We start from the raw sequence: 16,812 nt of genomic DNA on the forward strand, positions 1-16,812 counted from the left end.
TTGGACGCTTTGCCAAAAAATAGTTTTGTTGGTTAATTTTTCAGTTATTATTACTCCAAATTCATTTATCATACGTTACTTTTTTGTAAATTAGCATAATGCCATATCATCGAAAAATTGGCAAAAATTTATTAATCTATGTAGAAATAAAATTATGGAAGAATTGATAATGGCCGAATTTGAAAAGACAAATTCTAAGCCAACCCACATTCTGATGATGAGAAGTCTGAACTTCGGTCTATTCAAAAACCTTAATCCCAAACAAAGACAGGAGGCAGACATTGCAATCCAATCACTAATTGAAAAACAATATGTAACTTATGAAAATGGTAGTGGATCTGATTGTCTTCGACTTACTGATCTTGGTTTCGCTCAATTATATAAAAACAGTAAGAATACTGAGCAGATTGGAAAATTGGTAATGAATGCTTTCGAAAAGCAACATTCTAAATCGGGACATATTGTAATGATGAGGAACATTAACCATAACATCCTACAAAAGTTGAATCCAGTGGAAGGAAATTTGTTTGCAGATGCTATAAATAGCTTGATCGAGCAAGGGCTTATCACGTATGAGCAAGAACCGGTTGAATGTTTGCGACTTACTTACAAAGGATACGAGCAGTTATATTAACTTTGCAAACCTATACATGTTGAGCTATTTTCTAAACTATGGAAAACAGATAAGTGTTTGCCAAAATTTTAAACTTTTAAATGACCGATCAGGTAATAAATCTAAATAATCTGTCAGGCATTCCCAATGTTTACTTGCACAGGTTGAAAAAAGCTAGAAATAATTTTTTAGAAACTGTGACTTCCTAGATGATCTATTGAAAGATCGAGAGATTTCTTTACTGGTTGAAGAGGTAAATGAATTTTGCCTTAATGCCAGTATCAAAGGATTTCATTACACAAGAGCGATTCCCGAGCAGATTCTTAAATTGGGTCTTACATGCAGGACAGGTGAAGAAATAAGATTTAATTTCATTAAAGACTACGGGCATCTGTTTTCAAAAACCGAACTTCAGATCATACGAGATAAATGGGCTAGTCAATTTGATCAGAGGCAACAGCAGTCAAGGGATAATTATATATTTTTCAACTTTACCACTTCGGCTCTGTACAATGTTGGAGCTGAGCCTTTATTGCTAAATTTCGGAGGGGAACAGATTTATATGCCTTTTTATGAATGCGATAATATTTCAAGTATACTAAAGGATCTGGGAAGTCCTATGATACTTAAATGTAACCTTGATCCCGGTTTTCTAAATACCTTTTCTGAATATCCATGGGGAAAGATTGCTGTATCCTCTTACCATACGATGTGCAATCCTGAAGCTTGTCGAGTTGATCAGGACGGTTACAAATCGGTTGATGTACATTCTAATCAAATAGAGATTCTTCTTTACGATAGCATTAAGGATTTTAGCAGAATTTAGAACTCGTGAATATTTGGTTTTTAGCTTAATTAATTTTAACCATTAATTTCAAATTAGCTCAAGAAGGCTAATACAAAGCTGAGTTTAATAAAGCAGGAAGATGGTTTTATATAGATTTAACAATCTATAATAGAGGGTATATCTATGGTTATTTTCCTCCAGGATATATGATATGGTTTCTGTCAAACCAAACTAGGTAAAATATTCCTTTGTAAAGGAAACCACAAGCCCTTGCTTTCTGATGATAATGCAGATCAAACTGATAGAGCGTAGGTAATTCATCATCTGGAATTTCATCAGGTTTAAAAGACAAAGCCTTTTTGAAATCCTTTCGTTTGATGGAAATATTATCTTCGTCAAAATTGATGGGATGAAACCTGTAATATTTGTTTACTCGAAGATCATTATAAGTAAACTGGGAATTTGTCTTGAGTGCGGTCAGCAATCCCAGATAGTCTTCTAGCGTAAGTGTACTACAGTCGTAGCAAAGATCAGAGGAATTAAGGGACAAATAATCAAAAGCAAAAACGGGTTTCATCTCCCTGATATCATAGAAAGAAACTCCTTTTTCACCAATTTTATACTTGTCGATTTTGACTTTGTCCAATTGCTCCTGAGGATTAGCAATTTTGAATTTCCCCTTCCCGCCTTTTGCCATTGCGAACTAAAGTTGAGAATAGAATTCTAACATAGTTTCTTTAGATATCACGGTAGTACATCGCTCATGTGGAGCACAATTTCCCCTTGCATCAATCCAAGGTTTTTCGCTATGGGAAAGCAATTCGAGTTCGAACGAACTTAAAGAACCATAATTATCAAGAACAGAGTATATAAATTCAACTTTATTCTCATCCAGTCCATTCTTTTGTATAATGGACTCGATTTCCTTATCAACTGTTTCTTCCTCTTCATTAATGACCTTTAAGTCATTAAATCCAAAATCTTTAAGTTTTTGGTAAAGTTCAGGGATAACCGGTCCATGTACCCAAGCCTGAAATTCTTCTTCGAGAATTGGTTTGCCAAAATTCACCAAATGCCAAGCTTCCACATAGTATAAAAGTTTTTGCAGCTTTTTATGTGAAACAGTATCGCCTTTTTGATTGACGTAATTAGTGATAATATGACCTAAATCCCAAGAGTTCATAATACAAAGTTAATCAAAATTGCTGACAGTAGCACTATGTGTATTCTGATACTGAATTTATTTTAAATAAGCTATACGTTTATTAAGTTCATTCAAACCAATTATTTTAAGGTCTTTTCAATGGCTTTTTTTAAGTCCTGTACATCACTAGGGAAGAACCTGAAAGTGACCCCTCTGTTTCGAGCCAAACTGGCCACCAATTTGATTACCGGATGATGCGCATCTAGTTCCTTTCCCTCTGAACAAATATACACTTCGGATCCAAATCCATTTTCCTAAAGACTTTTCGGTTTAATCCGTCTTCCTGCCCGATTTACCTTCAATTTAGAACTTTCAAAAGATTAAAACCCATTCCGGAGGCACTGTAACGCTTAAAAACGCTGTAATCCCTTCAAAATATTGTAGATATGCTCCCAGGAACGATTATTTTATGCAGAAACTAAAAGATTATTCCCAAAAGCAAGTCGTGAAAAAAGCTGATCGAAAGATCAGAACGGCCTCTTTGCCCCGGAACGGGCTGCTATTTTTGCCGAAATGACCATCTATTAGAGGCCGCTGTTCTAACCCAATGATATGGGTAGTTGTACCAAGCAGTTTGGTCAGCATAGAAAACTCATCTTCTTCTGAAAGACCATTAACAGCACTCATAATGCTGTCTTCACCTCCTTCTTGGATGTATAATTTTTTGGTTTCTTCAAACTGCGCATGCGTAGCTACAGCTTTTATTGATTTTAAAGCCTTGGCTAACTCTATTCTCGTAACGTCTGCACTCATAGATATAATTTTTTTGTTCTATATATATTAGGAAAGTTCACCAGTAGTTTTATTTATCGTAGTAGTTTTTTTGCACATTTATATCTGTGGCTTCCTTCTCTTTTTTCTCCCGCGAATTTTTAATTGTTTGAATCTGTATAGGTGATTAGAATTAAAATATGAATTATGAGAGTAAGTAAGAGAGTGAAGATTATATTTATATTATTTCTTACCATTTTAACAAATGGATTATTACTTTTTATCAGGCCTGACATTCTCAATTGGGTTACAGATTCACCTAATCGCGTTAGTTGTAATAACTGAAATTTTTATCCATCCTCTTTTATGGGGGGATCATTGAAACTGCACTTTTGATAGATGTGTTTTTTTATGAACGAATTAATTGGACGAAATCGACCCCATTTAATTAATGAACAGTATATTTTTGTCTTCTTTTGAGGACTTATTTTTGATCGCTGTCATTAGCTTTTTCCATTCGGGACGGTTAAAGGTTTTGACTGAGAAATCTTCGCGATAGATACCCTTGACTTTAATATTGTTATACTCACAGTATTTCAATAACCTATCCTCCTGTTCTGGCAGAGAGTATCTTCTTCTCTTTTGTTCGTCCGTGCTTACATGGATGTATAAATAAGCTGTTTTCATATATGGATTTGTTCACTTTCAAATTGGATTTAGAGTTGGTGAAAATATCTCATTATATGATGCGTTTTATATTGAAAAGATTATCTTTATTACTCAAATTTTGAAGCAAATGAATCGCATCAAAGAAGTATTGGAAGAAAAAGGCATCAAACAAACCTGGCTGGCGGATAAACTTGGAAAGAGCTATAATATGGTCAATTCATACGTACAGAATCGAAGACAACCAAGCTTGAATACATTGAATAAAATTGCACAAATATTGGATATTAATGTAAGAACACTGATAACATCAAATCGCGGAAGTTAGACCAATTAAGATGGGGACGATAATAGCGGTATCAATTTATATTAGAGACGAACCATATTCAGAGGTTGACAGGGATTGAAGAGATTAAAATAAGAACGATAATAAATGCCAAACAATTTAGTAGCATATTCACGAGCGGGTGATGTATTTCATTACAGATGGGCGGCCAGACGTTGCTTAAGATTAATATACCCTAACTCTTGCACAACAGAAATATATATTGAAGGGTCGTCCGAAACAGGAAAAGCCGGAGAATATGTCATTGACGTTTCGGAATACAGTACTGAAGATACGGGAAAGAAAAAAATAGACTATTATCAGTTAAAGCACACGACGGTCCAAGTAAATGAGCCATTTACAATAAGCGACTTAAAAGACACTTTTATCGGCTTTGCTGCAAGATATGTCCAGCATAAGCACGAGGATGAAGCAGGTGTCTCCGACATTTCCTTTACCATAATTACAAACAGAAAATTTTCGGATTCATTCAAGGCAAATTTATCAGCCATCACAAACAAGGAAAAGATCGACCCTGTTTTCAAAAGAACAATCGAGAGCTACACTAATCTCGCTGAAGATGACCTAGTATCTTTCTGTAGTAACCTATATTTAGAAGATGGGGAAGGCAATTACAACATTCAAAAAGATGAATTAAGAATAGAATTAGCTCAATTGATTGCAGGTTCTGTTGAAAATGCACAAATTGAAAATCTTGTTGCTTTAGTACAAGAGAAGGTGCTGCCTGATACTGATGGCAGTATAAATCGGGAAGATGTTTTAAAGCGTTTTGGTATAACCTCTGAAAAAGAACTATATCCCGCTCCCGCTAAATGGGATGAGATTACTAACATAATCGAACGCAGGCAACATACAATTCTTCAGAACAGTATTGCCGGTTCATCCTATCCGGTAATTGTACATGCAGCGGGGGGCGTAGGAAAATCCGTTTTCTGTCGACAGTTAATCCATTCTTTACCCGAAGGATCTCTAGGCATTGCTTATGATTGTTTTGGTGCAGGAAGCTACAGAAATCGAAGTGAATCCAGGCATAAACATAGGGACGCTTTAGTACAAATTGTAAATGAACTTGCTTCCAAAGGATTGTGTGATCCGTTGATCGTACAGAATACAACTCTGGATGAGAACATCATGCGAAAATTCCTTCAGCGAATTGAAGCCTCTGTGCAGTCCCTAAAAAAAGTAACTGATGTAGCCCAGCTATTTATTTTAATTGATGCTGCCGACAATGCGGAGATGGCTGCCATCGAATACACGCAATCCTGTTTTGCTCATGAGCTGATTCGTGAGAATATGCCGGATGGATGTAAATTGATACTGTTATGCAGAACGGAACGGATCCATTTATTGCAGCCGCAAAGCTTTATTACCCAATTCGAGCTGGAACCATTTTCAGAGGAGGAAACATTGGCAAACCTAAAAAAATGGTTTCCAGAAGCAAATGAAAAAGATGGAGCTGAATTTCACCGTTTAACATCGGGTAATCCACGGGTCCAGGCAAATGCTTTGGATGGAAAATATGACTCAATCCATAAATTGTTAGCCTCATTAGGACCATCAGGAACCTCTGTCGAAAAGCAAATAGAGTTTCAGTTAAATGCAGCCATATCTAAAATAAAAGACCTGATTCCTCAGGAGCATCATCATCAAATTAATTCGATATGCCTGGGTCTATCCAGCTTACCCCCTCATATTCCCATTGATGTTTTGTCAAAAGTGGCAAATGTCACTATAGATCATGTGAAAAGTTTTGTTTCTGACATTGGTCGTTCCCTATGGATGTATGATACTTCTATACAGTTCAGAGACGAGCCAACAGAAACCTGGTTTAGAAACACCTTCCTCGCTACTAAGAAAAACTACGAAGAATATATAACAGCTTTAGAGCCGCTCGCTCATCAGTTACCATATGTGGCAGAAGTCTTGCCGCAGCTATACCTGCAAGCCGGGCAATACGATAAATTAATCGCCATCGCACTTTCAGACGACTATTTGCCTGAAAACAACCCTATAGATGCCCGTAATATCCGGGTATATCGTTTGCAATTTGCATTTAAAGCAGCGCTTAAACTCAAAAATTTTAAAGATGCCATTAAGCTGGCGATGAGAGCCGGCGAAGAAGTAGCAGGAAATCAACGGCAAATAGCGCTTTTCGGTTCGAATATTGACCTAATTACTACTCTTCAAAGCAAAGAAAAAGTTCAGGAGGTTGCTTTCAAAAGATTACTAAGCAACGGTTGGGACGGATCTGAGAATATTTATTCTGCTTCATTGCTGTCGGGAATATCAGATTATAGAGGAGAAGGAAGAGGTTACTTGCGGGCTGCTATGAATTGGCTTCATATTCAATTTGAGCAGCAGAGAAAAAATGATGACCGTTATAATCAAAACGGTGTTGATGATGATGATGTGCTGGAACTTGCCTATGCTCATTTAAACATTTATGGAGTAGACGGTTGTACTGATTTCTTATATGGTTTAAAGCCAAAAGAAGCTTTATTCAGGACGGTGCAGAATTTAGCAGAAAGACTTATTGATCTGGGGCGATTTGAGGAGATAAGTAACTTTACAGAGAGGTTTATTCGGGAACCCTATTATATGGTTGGCATAGTAAGCAGGCTTGTAGAAATTGGAAAATTCCCTAAAGTAAGTGCAATAGAAACATGCTTGGATTTGCTCTGTTCCCGGAAAAGCAGAATTAAAAGATCGAAAGATTTTTTCAATGACAGGATAACGCCAGCTATTCTTTCTTTTCTCGAAGCATGCTTATATAATGGTTTATCTCCACAAAAGATATTACGAGCTTTAAATCATTATGTGCCGCTAAAGGCCAACCGAATGGTTTATAGCACTCATTCGTCAGGTGAAAGGACTATTTATCTTAAAGCGCTTGCTATACGTTCGGTGCTGTCAGGTAAATCAGAAGTAGATATAGAAGCTATCTCTCCAAGCGAATTTACCAGCAAGAAGAAAAGCCATGAATCAGATAATGACTTTAAAGAGTTTAAAGAAGTCATCTATGGCCTGTTTCCCTGGTATTTGTTAAGGGCTCAGATTTTATTTGACAAACAAATAAAACTTCTTGAAATTGTTGGTTCTGTCAATGAGACTTCAATAAAGGCTCGAACCAATAGATACAAGAGCTATGATATGCTTCCCCACGAGATTGCCCAAATCTGTGCTGAAATATCAATATTCTATCGACAAGGAAGCAAAGAAGATCCAGCTGAGTTTTACAAACGATTTCTACATAATAACAAAGCCTTTAGGTTACAGGATAAATCCCGCCTGCTCCGTTCAGCTTGTAGGGCTACTCATTTATTAGATATAAGACAGCCTCTAGAAAATGCTACTTATGAGTTAACAAAAACCAACCATGACGATGGCCCTGATGAGATTGCTAATAGATACATTGCGCTCGCACGTGCAGTTTTGGTCATTTCACCTGATGATGCAAGCGTATATTTTGACAAGGCGATAGAAGTCGCTTCTAAATTTGGAGATGAACTTGTTTCACGATGGGAAGCAGTTGTTGCATTGGCTCAGAGAGCTTGTGCCAGTTCAAAAGTTACTGATGAATTGGGGTATCGCTTCATCAGGTGTGCCGAGTTAGTTGGAGAAAATGTTGCGAGGGAAAAGCATTGGAGCAGAAGCGAAGCAATGAGTGTTTGCGCTAAGATGTCGCCAAGCGCAGCTATATCAGCCTTAAGCCGGTGGCAGGATAGGGATATAGGTCGCTTTGAATATCAACTTGAAGCAATGTTGATAGAATTAGTCAGTTCCAAAACAATCTCCGCCAGTACAGGCTGGGCATTAAACCGTTTTTTTTCTAACCATCAATTGAATGAGCTACTTGCAATCTGTTTGGAAAATGAGCCATCTCATAGTATCCGGCAGAACTTAGTTAATGATGCCATTTATTTACTCCAGATAGAAGGTAGCAATAATACGCATTGGGATAAGCTGAAAGAAATTGTAGGTAGGTATGACATTAGTAATGAAGTATTAAAGTCTATTACGGACTTCTACGCACAACAAAAGACAGATGTTAAAAGCCCTGAAGATTTATCCGACAATAAGCAAAAGCAGGAATCTAAAAAAAATTGGGACGACATTTTTAAAGACCTAAACATTGCTACGCCGGAAGGTTTTGCCGCATTAATAGAGCGATTTAAATCAAAGCAGGGAAAAGATGATTTTAGATGGAGTTTGAGAGACTTATTAAAGGCGGCTATAATCAGGCTGGAAGAAAAATCACTTTGGCCCTTTATTGATATTGTCTTCCTTTCTGAAGATATTGACCATTATGATGTTCAAGATCTTCTTTCTTCCATGCCTGAGACATGGAAAGGTAAGGTGAGTTATCAAGCGAAGTTGTTAGGTATCGTTTATAAGTTCGGAGAACGTTATGCGCACGAATTGACAAACGAATACTCTTTTAACTCTTTCAAAAAAGAACTAAATCTTGATGAAACATTAACCAAAAAATTGATTGCCGGAATCGTATCAGGCTTAGCGAATGGTAATGAGATCACCGATGCACGGCAGTTTTTTGGTTTTGTATTCGTAGCATCATCCTATATCAGCGAAAAAGAGGCATCTGAATTAACCGATTATTCATTGTCGCGTTTTGAATTGCACATCGGAGAAGATTTTGGCGATGGTGTATGGAGTGACAAATTGTATACTACAAATGATGTCAGCATAAACGTTGCAGGATTTATATGGTCAGCTCTAGGGTCGCCAAGGTCATCGGTAAGATGGAATGCAGCACATTGTGTCAGAAAGCTAGCAGACTTTAATTGTATCGATATCATCGATGCTTTAGTCTTTTGGTTGAAACAAGACGTAGTAGGCGCATTCGGACACCATAAGTTTCCTTTTTATAACCTTCATGCCCGATTATATTTATTAATTGCTTTAGCAAGGGTTTCTCTTGACAAACCAGAATTGTTAGGCCAACATAAAGACATATTTGTTCAATATGCTTTTGGCGAGCCACACATTCTTATACAAAAATTTTCATCAGAGATAGCAGTTAATCTCTCCACTTCTTTAGAGGATATCTATGTTGAGGAAACACTAAATAAGCTAAAGGTTGTTGGCAAAAGTAATATGCCGATAATGGAAATGAACTACAATGATAAAGTAGACAGTTATTGGGATATAAACGGAATAGTTAATACTGAATATGATTTTCATTTCGGATGGGATTTTGACAGATACTGGTTTGAACCATTGGGCGATGTATTTGGCATACCAGGGAAACAAGCAGAAGATATAGCGGCTAGTGTCATCATTGAAGAATGGGGTATAAAGGAGAAAAATGGCTATTACAATGATCCGAGAATATCGATATGGAATAGCCATTCTAATGAAAGAGAAACGTGGCATAGTCACGGAAGTTACCCAAGGACTGATAATCTTGATTTTTATTTATCTTACCATTCCCTGATGGCAGCAGCAGCAAAGCTTATTGAGAACATGCCTGTGGTTTCAAAACGAGATTGGTATGATAATGAGTGGAACGAGTGGATTTCAGGTCATTTATTGACGTGTGCCGATGGAAAATGGTTAATAGATTATCGGGATCCTGTACCATTAAGAAGACCTGAATGGATTTCAGAAAACAAGCATGAAAACTGGAGAGCGGATATCTCAGAAAACATTTTTTTTGAAACATTATTAACAGCAGATAACAACGAAGAATTATGGCTTAACGTGCAAGGAGGATGGGAAGAAAAAGATAGCGAAAGAACCGAAAGTTTTTCAATAGCCTCTGCCTTGGTTTCTAAAGACACTTCCAACTCGCTAATGAGGGCATTAGAAACTTGTAGTGACCCTCATGACTATAAACTTCCATATTATGAAGAGGGAAACATGGAGATAGAATCAGGTTCTTTCGAACTTAAGGGGTGGATTAAGGATGAATCTGGTTCCAAAAGACTAGATGAATATGATCCCTATGCTGATAATTTAGACTATCCTCCTTATGTTATAGGAGATAGTATTGTGGACAGATTGAGTTTGTCTCTAGATGATAATGGAAAAATTTGGTGTTTACCCCAATCATCATATCCTGCCTTGAAATGCGAAATATGGAGTAGTCAACGATCCGACAGAGATGAAAATCCAAATCAGGCCGGAAAACGATTAAAAGCGTCATTACAATTTTTAAAATATATGTGTTCAACGCTTAAATGTGACCTGATATTGGAAGTCGGCATAAAAAGGGAAATTAATTATAAATACCGGAGTCGAGAAGACAAATACGACTATTCGAAACCTATACACAAACTATTTATACTATCATCAGATGGAGAACTTAGAACTACAGGAAAAAGTCAAAAACTTGGGTAAGCTCTTCGTAAAGGAGCTTAAATTAGAGCCAGGTGTGGATACCTTCTCACGCTGGATGGCTCATTATATAGCAGAAAGGATGACAGCGGCCGAACAAGCTCTGTCTGAGGATAAGAAAGAAGCAGAAAAAGAGTGCTTCGAAACAATTCTGGCATTGTGGAAGCACAGATGGTTACTGCCTTCCCGTAAACGACCATTGGAAGAGTTTGAACCTATTCTAAAAACATTGGAACGACTCAATCCAGAGGAACAGGAACCTTTCTTTTACCATTCGTTAGATCACGAATTATCTGAACTGGAGAAAGGTAACCCAGCTCTAAAAGAGATAACAGGCTATACCAATATGGCTTTGCAAATTGACAAAGCTGCCAGGATCTGGATAGAGTTCGTTTTGAATCAGGCTGCCTTGAAAGCTAAAAATGAAAAAACAGCATCCTTTCTCGACAATTCAATAAACATACAGGATAATGACGATACAAAAATCGTAAGAGTAATCTTAGACAGTGACCCTACTATTGGTTTCGAAAATTACAATAATGATACGGTTCAAAAGAAATACTTAATCGAAAAATTAAAGAAAAGAATTGAAGAGTTAGAAAGGTTTTCAAAGTTGAATAAAATTCTGTTAGAAAAATATACAAAAGACTTAGCAGCTATAGAAACTGATAGATAGTGGATCTTTATCCTCTCTAGTTTTCCGTTTAATTTTAAAAAATATAAAAATTCGAGCCATTTACATTGTTTTATTTCCAACAAACTTATGATTTATTAAACATTTGATTATAGGTCATTTTCTAAAGTTAGTAACTTCAAATCATCTAAAAAATGGTTCGAAAATTGTACTGGGAGGACGACAAAAAAAGAGTTCTAACGAAAGTTAGGACTCTTTTTTTTGTTTAGGGGTTGGCTGATGAGAACCGGGGTTCGATCCGTGGAGGCTCAGGGCGCGCGTTGGTGGCCGGCGGGGCTGAGCCAATCCTGCCACCCCGACAAAAAAGCCAAATGGCGCCACTTAAAGACAAGTGGTGCCATTTTTTGTTTAAGTGCCTTTTTATTACCATAGGGAGGGTTTCTGTTGAGATTTTCTTCAGTTGCAAAAGTATGTTTTAACTATTTTTGAATTAAAAATTGAGAATATTGAAATATGTTGACAGGATTCGAACCACGTTCACGCTTTTAAATATTTTCTTTTTTTCAACCGATCTTGATTTTGATAGAAATACAAATTTCTGCAAGTTTTAACAGGAAGGATAAAACCTTGGTGGCATTTTGAGTTGATATTTTATTCCCTTTGATTAGTTCAATTTCTATAATATTCGAGATTATCTCTTGTTGTTCTTTGCTAATGTTTTTAATGACCTCTGCTTCTTCAAAATTCTCTTTTGTATTAGAGTACTGAGATACATAAACGATCCGAACCTCATCTTTCAAGTGACTTGTAAAGTCGGCATCGCTATATACAAAATCTTTATTCAAGAACAACGAAGCAACTTTTAATTCTATGGAATTGTCTGTGCCACGAAAAATAAGAGCGGGTTTTAGGAAACATTTCGTAAGCTTTTTTAAACTCTGCTTCTGCTTTACATCAAGTTTATAAGCATCATTGAGTTGTGTGCCTAAGATGCCAATTCTATTTTCGCAGTCTGATTTTATTGAATGGTAATCTTCTTCGTCAATTGTACCTTTTACTAAAAGTTCCCTTGCATTAGCAACTCGTTCTATCATTTTATGTAATGATCTATTGATATTGGTTTTATCAATAGATTTTTGTTCATACAATTTGCCGTAAATCTTTCTGATAAAATCTTCGAAAATTGGAGTATATTCCACATTTGGTTTTAGCAAACGAATCCCTGATAATAAGTTTTCATTTACTTGATCTGCCCTTACTCGATAACCACAAGAAGAAGAACAATGATAATAAAAGTACTTTTTAGACCTTCCCTTTGAACCACTTCCAGATATTTTTTTTGCACAAAGAGGACAACTGAGTATTCCTCTAAACATAAGCTCACTATTCGCACTTTGTTTAATGTATTTTTTGTTGCGTCGTTTAATTCTTGATTGTACTTCATCAAAAAGTTCTATCGAAATTAAAGGTTTATGGATTCCTTTAACCTCTACTATAGTTTTTCCATTTAAAGATGGAACTCTTATTTTACCACAGTAGACTGGATTTTGAAGTATATTGAAGAATGCATTTAAACTACATTTTAACCCACTTTTAAGAACGGTTTTTGTGGTAATAACGAACTGATATATTTTCATCGAAGTCTAGAAACGCCTTTTTGATAAATGTTGCCTCTGGCTCACGGGGAATGATTGTTTTTGTTCCGTCTGGTAACGATATATTGAGATATCCTATAGGTGCTCGCCCCATATATCGTCCTTCATTCTTGGCTTTGTGTATACCTTGCTTAATATTTAAAGATCTTCGGTCATTCTCTACTTCTGCTGTGACGATGTATATCGCCAATAATACCTTATTTTCAGGTATTGACATATCCAAAGGTTGATCTGTAGCTTGGGGTTCAATTCCAATCTTTTGAAGTTGGGTTATTGTGTAATATGCATTTGCTGTATTCCTACTAAATCTATCCGAGCGAGTAAATAGGATAAGTTGTGGCCTTGCAGCTTTATTCATGTTCAATTGTTTCATCATGGTAGTCCATGCCGGCCGTTCGAAGTTTTTTGCTGAATGGTCTTCAAATACGGTCTGGACAATTTCAATATGATTGTCTTTACAATATTTATTTAATTTTTCTTCCTGGCTACGCTGTGAGTATCCTTTCAGTGCTTGTTCGTCTGTGCTGACTCTGATGTAGATGATTGCTTATGTCATGTTTTTCTCATGATAACGTTAAAGTCCTCAAAGAGAATCAGCCCAGTGTTAGATAAGACCCTCTTAATTTACAACTCGAATACGGTTTTCCGTAATCGAGAGAGCTTTTATTTGGTTATATTTGTGTGAATTACAATTTGTTACTTAGTAAATTGTAATTCAATCACCTTTAATAATAACCTTGAGAATGAATTTGATGTAACATATGAAAATAACTTTACCCTCTCTAGAGTCAACTCTCTATCAAAAAACTGGAAGCAAAAATATTATAAGACAACTATTAGCCTCAAAGCAATTAATATCGCTAAATACATCAGAGGAAAATCGCTTTTATTTGATGATAGGAGAATGTACGTCATCAAACTAATTTGGACACTTAGGTCTATCTCCTTAAGGAGAGATTGTTGTTATAAATTTAGTAATTTTTGTTGATTATACAATTGCCTTCTCAGGTTAATTGAATTGATTTTCACTTGTTCTCTTTTTCTTAGAATTTGATCTGTTCTACCGAAATAGACATCAGCTGGAGTTAAGTTTTTGAGTGATTCATGATAACGTTTTTCATTATAATTGTCTACAAATTCTGTTAAAGCTTCGATGAGCTGCTCGGGATGATAAAAATTATTGAGTTTGACCACGTTTTTCATCGTCCGATGATATCGTTCAATTTTCCCTTGAGTTTGTGGATGCATTAGTCTTCCGTGCACTTGTTTCAACTTCAAATCGCTTTTAAGATAAGTTTTCAGTTCGTTTGACACGTAGCAAGCGCCATTGTCCGATAGTAATTTCGGTTTCGCTTTCGACTTCAATTTTGCTTTAGCAATTGCTGTATCTACTGTCCTTTTTACATCGTCAGCTTTCATCGAGTCGCATAACTCCCAATGAATAATATAGCGGCTAAAATCGTCCAAAACAGTACTCAAATAGTACCATCCCCAACTGGTAATCTTGAAATAAGTGAAGTCCGTCTGCCACATTTGATGCACAAATGCTGTTTTATCTTTGAACTCATTAGCTGCTGAAATAAGAAAATGATTGGGTGCAGGAATCAAATCTCTTTGTTTTAATATCCTATAAACACTTGATTCAGAAATAAAAACACTTTGTTCATCTGTTATTTTGTAAGCTAATTCTCTTGAAGACAACTCGGTATGTTCCAACGCAATTTCTACAACCAGATCCTTTTGCTCTTGGGGGCTACTATTCCACTGCCTACGACAACTTCTTTTACTTGTTTCCAAGCCATCAAAGCCACTTTTGAGATAATTCTGGTACCATTTATAAAAAGTACTTCGGGCAATCCCAAAACTATCTATAGTACGTTTTACACCGATTTCACTCTGTGTGACTGTTTGTATAATCTCGTATTTTTCAGCTGCTGATAATCGCATATATTTCCTGTATTTATGGATTAATCCAGCATGTCTAAACTTTTTTTTACAATATCGTAGCGAAGAACTAGATCGGCTACAATTTCTTTCAGACGAGCATTTTCTTTCTTTAAATCTGAAACCTCATCACTTGTTGCTTCTCTGGTAATATCACCTGAAAGACGTTTTTTACCCGCTTCAATAAATTCTTTGTTCCAGGAATAAAACTGAGATTGGGCAATGTTGTGTTTACGGCAGAGTTCGACGACTGAAATCTCTGCTCGAAGGCCTTCCATTACGATTAGAATCTTTTGCTCTGAACTGAAAATCCTACGGGTGTACTTACGAATGTCTTTGACAAATTTTTCAGTGCTCTTTTTCTTTGGAGTTTCCATAATTAAATTTAATGTTTTTAATGAAAACCCTCCTTAAGATTATAACTTTAACTGTCCACTTTTTGCTGACGATTTACAGTCTTGAGAATAAAGGATATCGCTAAATTTAAGAGAAGTTATATCATTACTGTCTGCAATTAATTCTAAATAATTATATTCAACATATCTGCTATCTATTAATTTAAATTGTTGTGTTTTAGTTGAAATATCTACTTCTTTTGTTTTTCTGTTTTTGTTACAAGAGAAAAAAACTATACACATTATTAGCATATAAAATAAGTATTTAATCTTTTTTAAATCAATTCCTATAGCCCTATTTCTTTTCCTTTTGAATATATTTTTTATTCCAAAAATATTTGGTTTTGTGTCCATCCAATTCGCAATTTCTTGAGCCTCTAGAAAGTGTTTAAAACTATCAGCATCCTTTTTTAAAGGTTTAAAATAGGGCTCATTAAATATTGGATCAATTTCTTTTGCATCTACTTTAAAAGTCTTAAATACTGTTTCTGGATATTTGGGTGTGGACCCCAACATTTAGCTCCAGGAAAAGAACTTAAATCCATGTCAGAAAAATAAAGAGCAACGCTCATTCTTATGGCACATTGATTAATAAAAAGGTTTTCATTACAAGGTTTATCCGATATATCAGGGTAATTTTGCCATAAAGTATTAAATAAAATCATAATCGATAGCGTTAATAATTAATAAAATCACAAAAATATTTCGTGAAATTAACTTAAGGGATGTTTAGATAGTTCTACAGATCAATTATATAACCTTTACTTAAACTATATGGATTATTTATTTTTTTGTGCTCCATAATTTGGGGAATGTTGTTCTGCAATGACTAGCAATTCACTCCTTGCTGGTACCAAATTAAACTAATCTCCCAACGAAGTTTTTAGTCTTAAACCGCTGTCGGTAGTACACCGTATTACTGTTTTAAATGCAGTAGAAAAATGAATCATGCTCTTTGCGAGGAATGCATCAAGCCGAGCGAGTACATGCTCCTTTTCACTTTCGTTGAGCTTTTCAATAGGATGAAACCTTTTCACTTCTCTACAGTCAATGCTATATTGATGCCTAAGCAGCTCTTCTCCACTTTTACAATTTTCAAGTGTCATGAGACCTGAAATATAGCGTATTACAAGACATATACACAGCTAATACAGCAACCTACAGAGGAGTGGGGTACAGCACTATATCTTCCTGATTTTATAATGCCAGGGCATATCGAACACAAGGGCCAGCATGGAAGCCACCTCCACCGAACCCCCACTTTCATGCTCAAATCCGTAACATACCTATGCAGTAGCTCCGCAAACCCTTGTTGGCAGCTTACAGCTTTTTCCCATAACGCCTGTGTTCAGCAGATATTAAATGCTGGGCAATAAAAAAAGGCCTGTTCTTCTGGGAAGAACAGGCCTTTTTGGTGGTGCCAGCTGGATTCGAACCAGCGACACAAGGATTTTCAGTCCTTTGCTCTACCAACTGAGCTATGGCACCTTTTAAGTTTTT

The 16,812-nt window shown here is 36.1% G+C and carries 13 protein-coding genes and 1 tRNA gene; 5 read left to right on the forward strand and 9 right to left on the reverse strand.

The annotated features are described in order from the left end of the window. Positions 1-154: 154 nt before the first annotated feature. Positions 155-634, forward strand: a complete 480-nt coding sequence (locus ACL9RF_RS17560) for a hypothetical protein (RefSeq protein ID WP_422801950.1) — start codon at positions 155-157, stop codon at positions 632-634. Positions 635-830: 196 nt separating this feature from the next. Continuing rightward, positions 831-1,439, forward strand: a complete 609-nt coding sequence (locus tag ACL9RF_RS17565; RefSeq protein WP_422801951.1) for a hypothetical protein — start codon at positions 831-833, stop codon at positions 1,437-1,439. A 148-nt stretch (positions 1,440-1,587) separates the two neighbouring features. On the opposite strand, the gene ACL9RF_RS17570 is transcribed toward ACL9RF_RS17565, so the two are convergent. The 4 genes from ACL9RF_RS17570 to ACL9RF_RS17585 all read right to left on the reverse strand — a co-directional run bounded on the left by ACL9RF_RS17570 (position 1,588) and on the right by ACL9RF_RS17585 (position 4,002). Continuing rightward, complete coding sequence (locus ACL9RF_RS17570) at positions 1,588-2,097, reverse strand: hypothetical protein (RefSeq protein WP_422801952.1); 510 nt, start codon at positions 2,095-2,097, stop codon at positions 1,588-1,590. 6 nt (positions 2,098-2,103) lie between these two features. Then, entirely contained in the window at positions 2,104-2,583 is a 480-nt protein-coding gene (locus tag ACL9RF_RS17575; protein WP_422801953.1) for a Panacea domain-containing protein, read from the reverse strand. Positions 2,584-3,030: 447 nt separating this feature from the next. Continuing rightward, a complete protein-coding gene (locus ACL9RF_RS17580) occupies positions 3,031-3,357 on the reverse strand; it encodes a hypothetical protein (RefSeq protein WP_422801954.1) in 327 nt (108 codons plus the stop codon). 402 nt (positions 3,358-3,759) lie between these two features. Next, positions 3,760-4,002, reverse strand: coding sequence for a recombinase family protein (locus tag ACL9RF_RS17585; protein ID WP_422801955.1), 243 nt, complete (start codon positions 4,000-4,002; stop codon positions 3,760-3,762). Between the two features lie 109 nt (positions 4,003-4,111). On the opposite strand from ACL9RF_RS17585, the gene ACL9RF_RS17590 reads away from it, so the two are divergent. From ACL9RF_RS17590 to ACL9RF_RS17600, 3 genes are all read left to right on the forward strand, one after another. Beyond that, the gene (locus ACL9RF_RS17590; protein ID WP_422801956.1) at positions 4,112-4,309 is read left to right on the forward strand and encodes a helix-turn-helix domain-containing protein; all 198 of its coding nucleotides are present in this window, start codon (positions 4,112-4,114) and stop codon (positions 4,307-4,309) included. Positions 4,310-4,414: 105 nt separating this feature from the next. After that, the gene (locus tag ACL9RF_RS17595; RefSeq protein ID WP_422801957.1) at positions 4,415-10,687 is read left to right on the forward strand and encodes a hypothetical protein; all 6,273 of its coding nucleotides are present in this window, start codon (positions 4,415-4,417) and stop codon (positions 10,685-10,687) included. Continuing rightward, positions 10,644-11,360, forward strand: coding sequence for a hypothetical protein (locus tag ACL9RF_RS17600; protein ID WP_422801958.1), 717 nt, complete (start codon positions 10,644-10,646; stop codon positions 11,358-11,360). Before ACL9RF_RS17595 ends, ACL9RF_RS17600 begins: the two co-directional genes overlap by 44 nt. 521 nt (positions 11,361-11,881) lie before the next feature. On the opposite strand, the gene ACL9RF_RS17605 is transcribed toward ACL9RF_RS17600, so the two are convergent. The 5 genes from ACL9RF_RS17605 to ACL9RF_RS17625 form a co-directional block, all read right to left on the reverse strand. Beyond that, entirely contained in the window at positions 11,882-12,955 is a 1,074-nt protein-coding gene (locus tag ACL9RF_RS17605; protein ID WP_422801959.1) for a recombinase family protein, read from the reverse strand. Next, positions 12,912-13,517, reverse strand: coding sequence for a recombinase family protein (locus tag ACL9RF_RS17610; RefSeq protein ID WP_422801962.1), 606 nt, complete (start codon positions 13,515-13,517; stop codon positions 12,912-12,914). Before ACL9RF_RS17610 ends, ACL9RF_RS17605 begins: the two co-directional genes overlap by 44 nt. Positions 13,518-13,936: 419 nt before the next feature. Then, positions 13,937-15,294 (reverse strand): IS3 family transposase gene (locus ACL9RF_RS17615; protein WP_422801960.1). Its coding sequence is split into 2 segments (ribosomal slippage): positions 13,937-14,979 and positions 14,979-15,294, totalling 1,359 coding nucleotides; the frame shifts between segments, so codons are not numbered across the junction. A gap of 39 nt (positions 15,295-15,333) precedes the next feature. After that, the gene (locus ACL9RF_RS17620) at positions 15,334-15,828 is read right to left on the reverse strand and encodes a hypothetical protein (protein WP_422801961.1); all 495 of its coding nucleotides are present in this window, start codon (positions 15,826-15,828) and stop codon (positions 15,334-15,336) included. Positions 15,829-16,724: 896 nt separating this feature from the next. After that, positions 16,725-16,800 (reverse strand) — tRNA-Phe (locus ACL9RF_RS17625). Between the last annotated feature and the right edge of the window lie 12 nt (positions 16,801-16,812).

It is taken from the genome of Sphingobacterium sp. Mn56C, assembly GCF_049319645.1.
Lineage (GTDB): Bacteria > Bacteroidota > Bacteroidia > Sphingobacteriales > Sphingobacteriaceae > Sphingobacterium.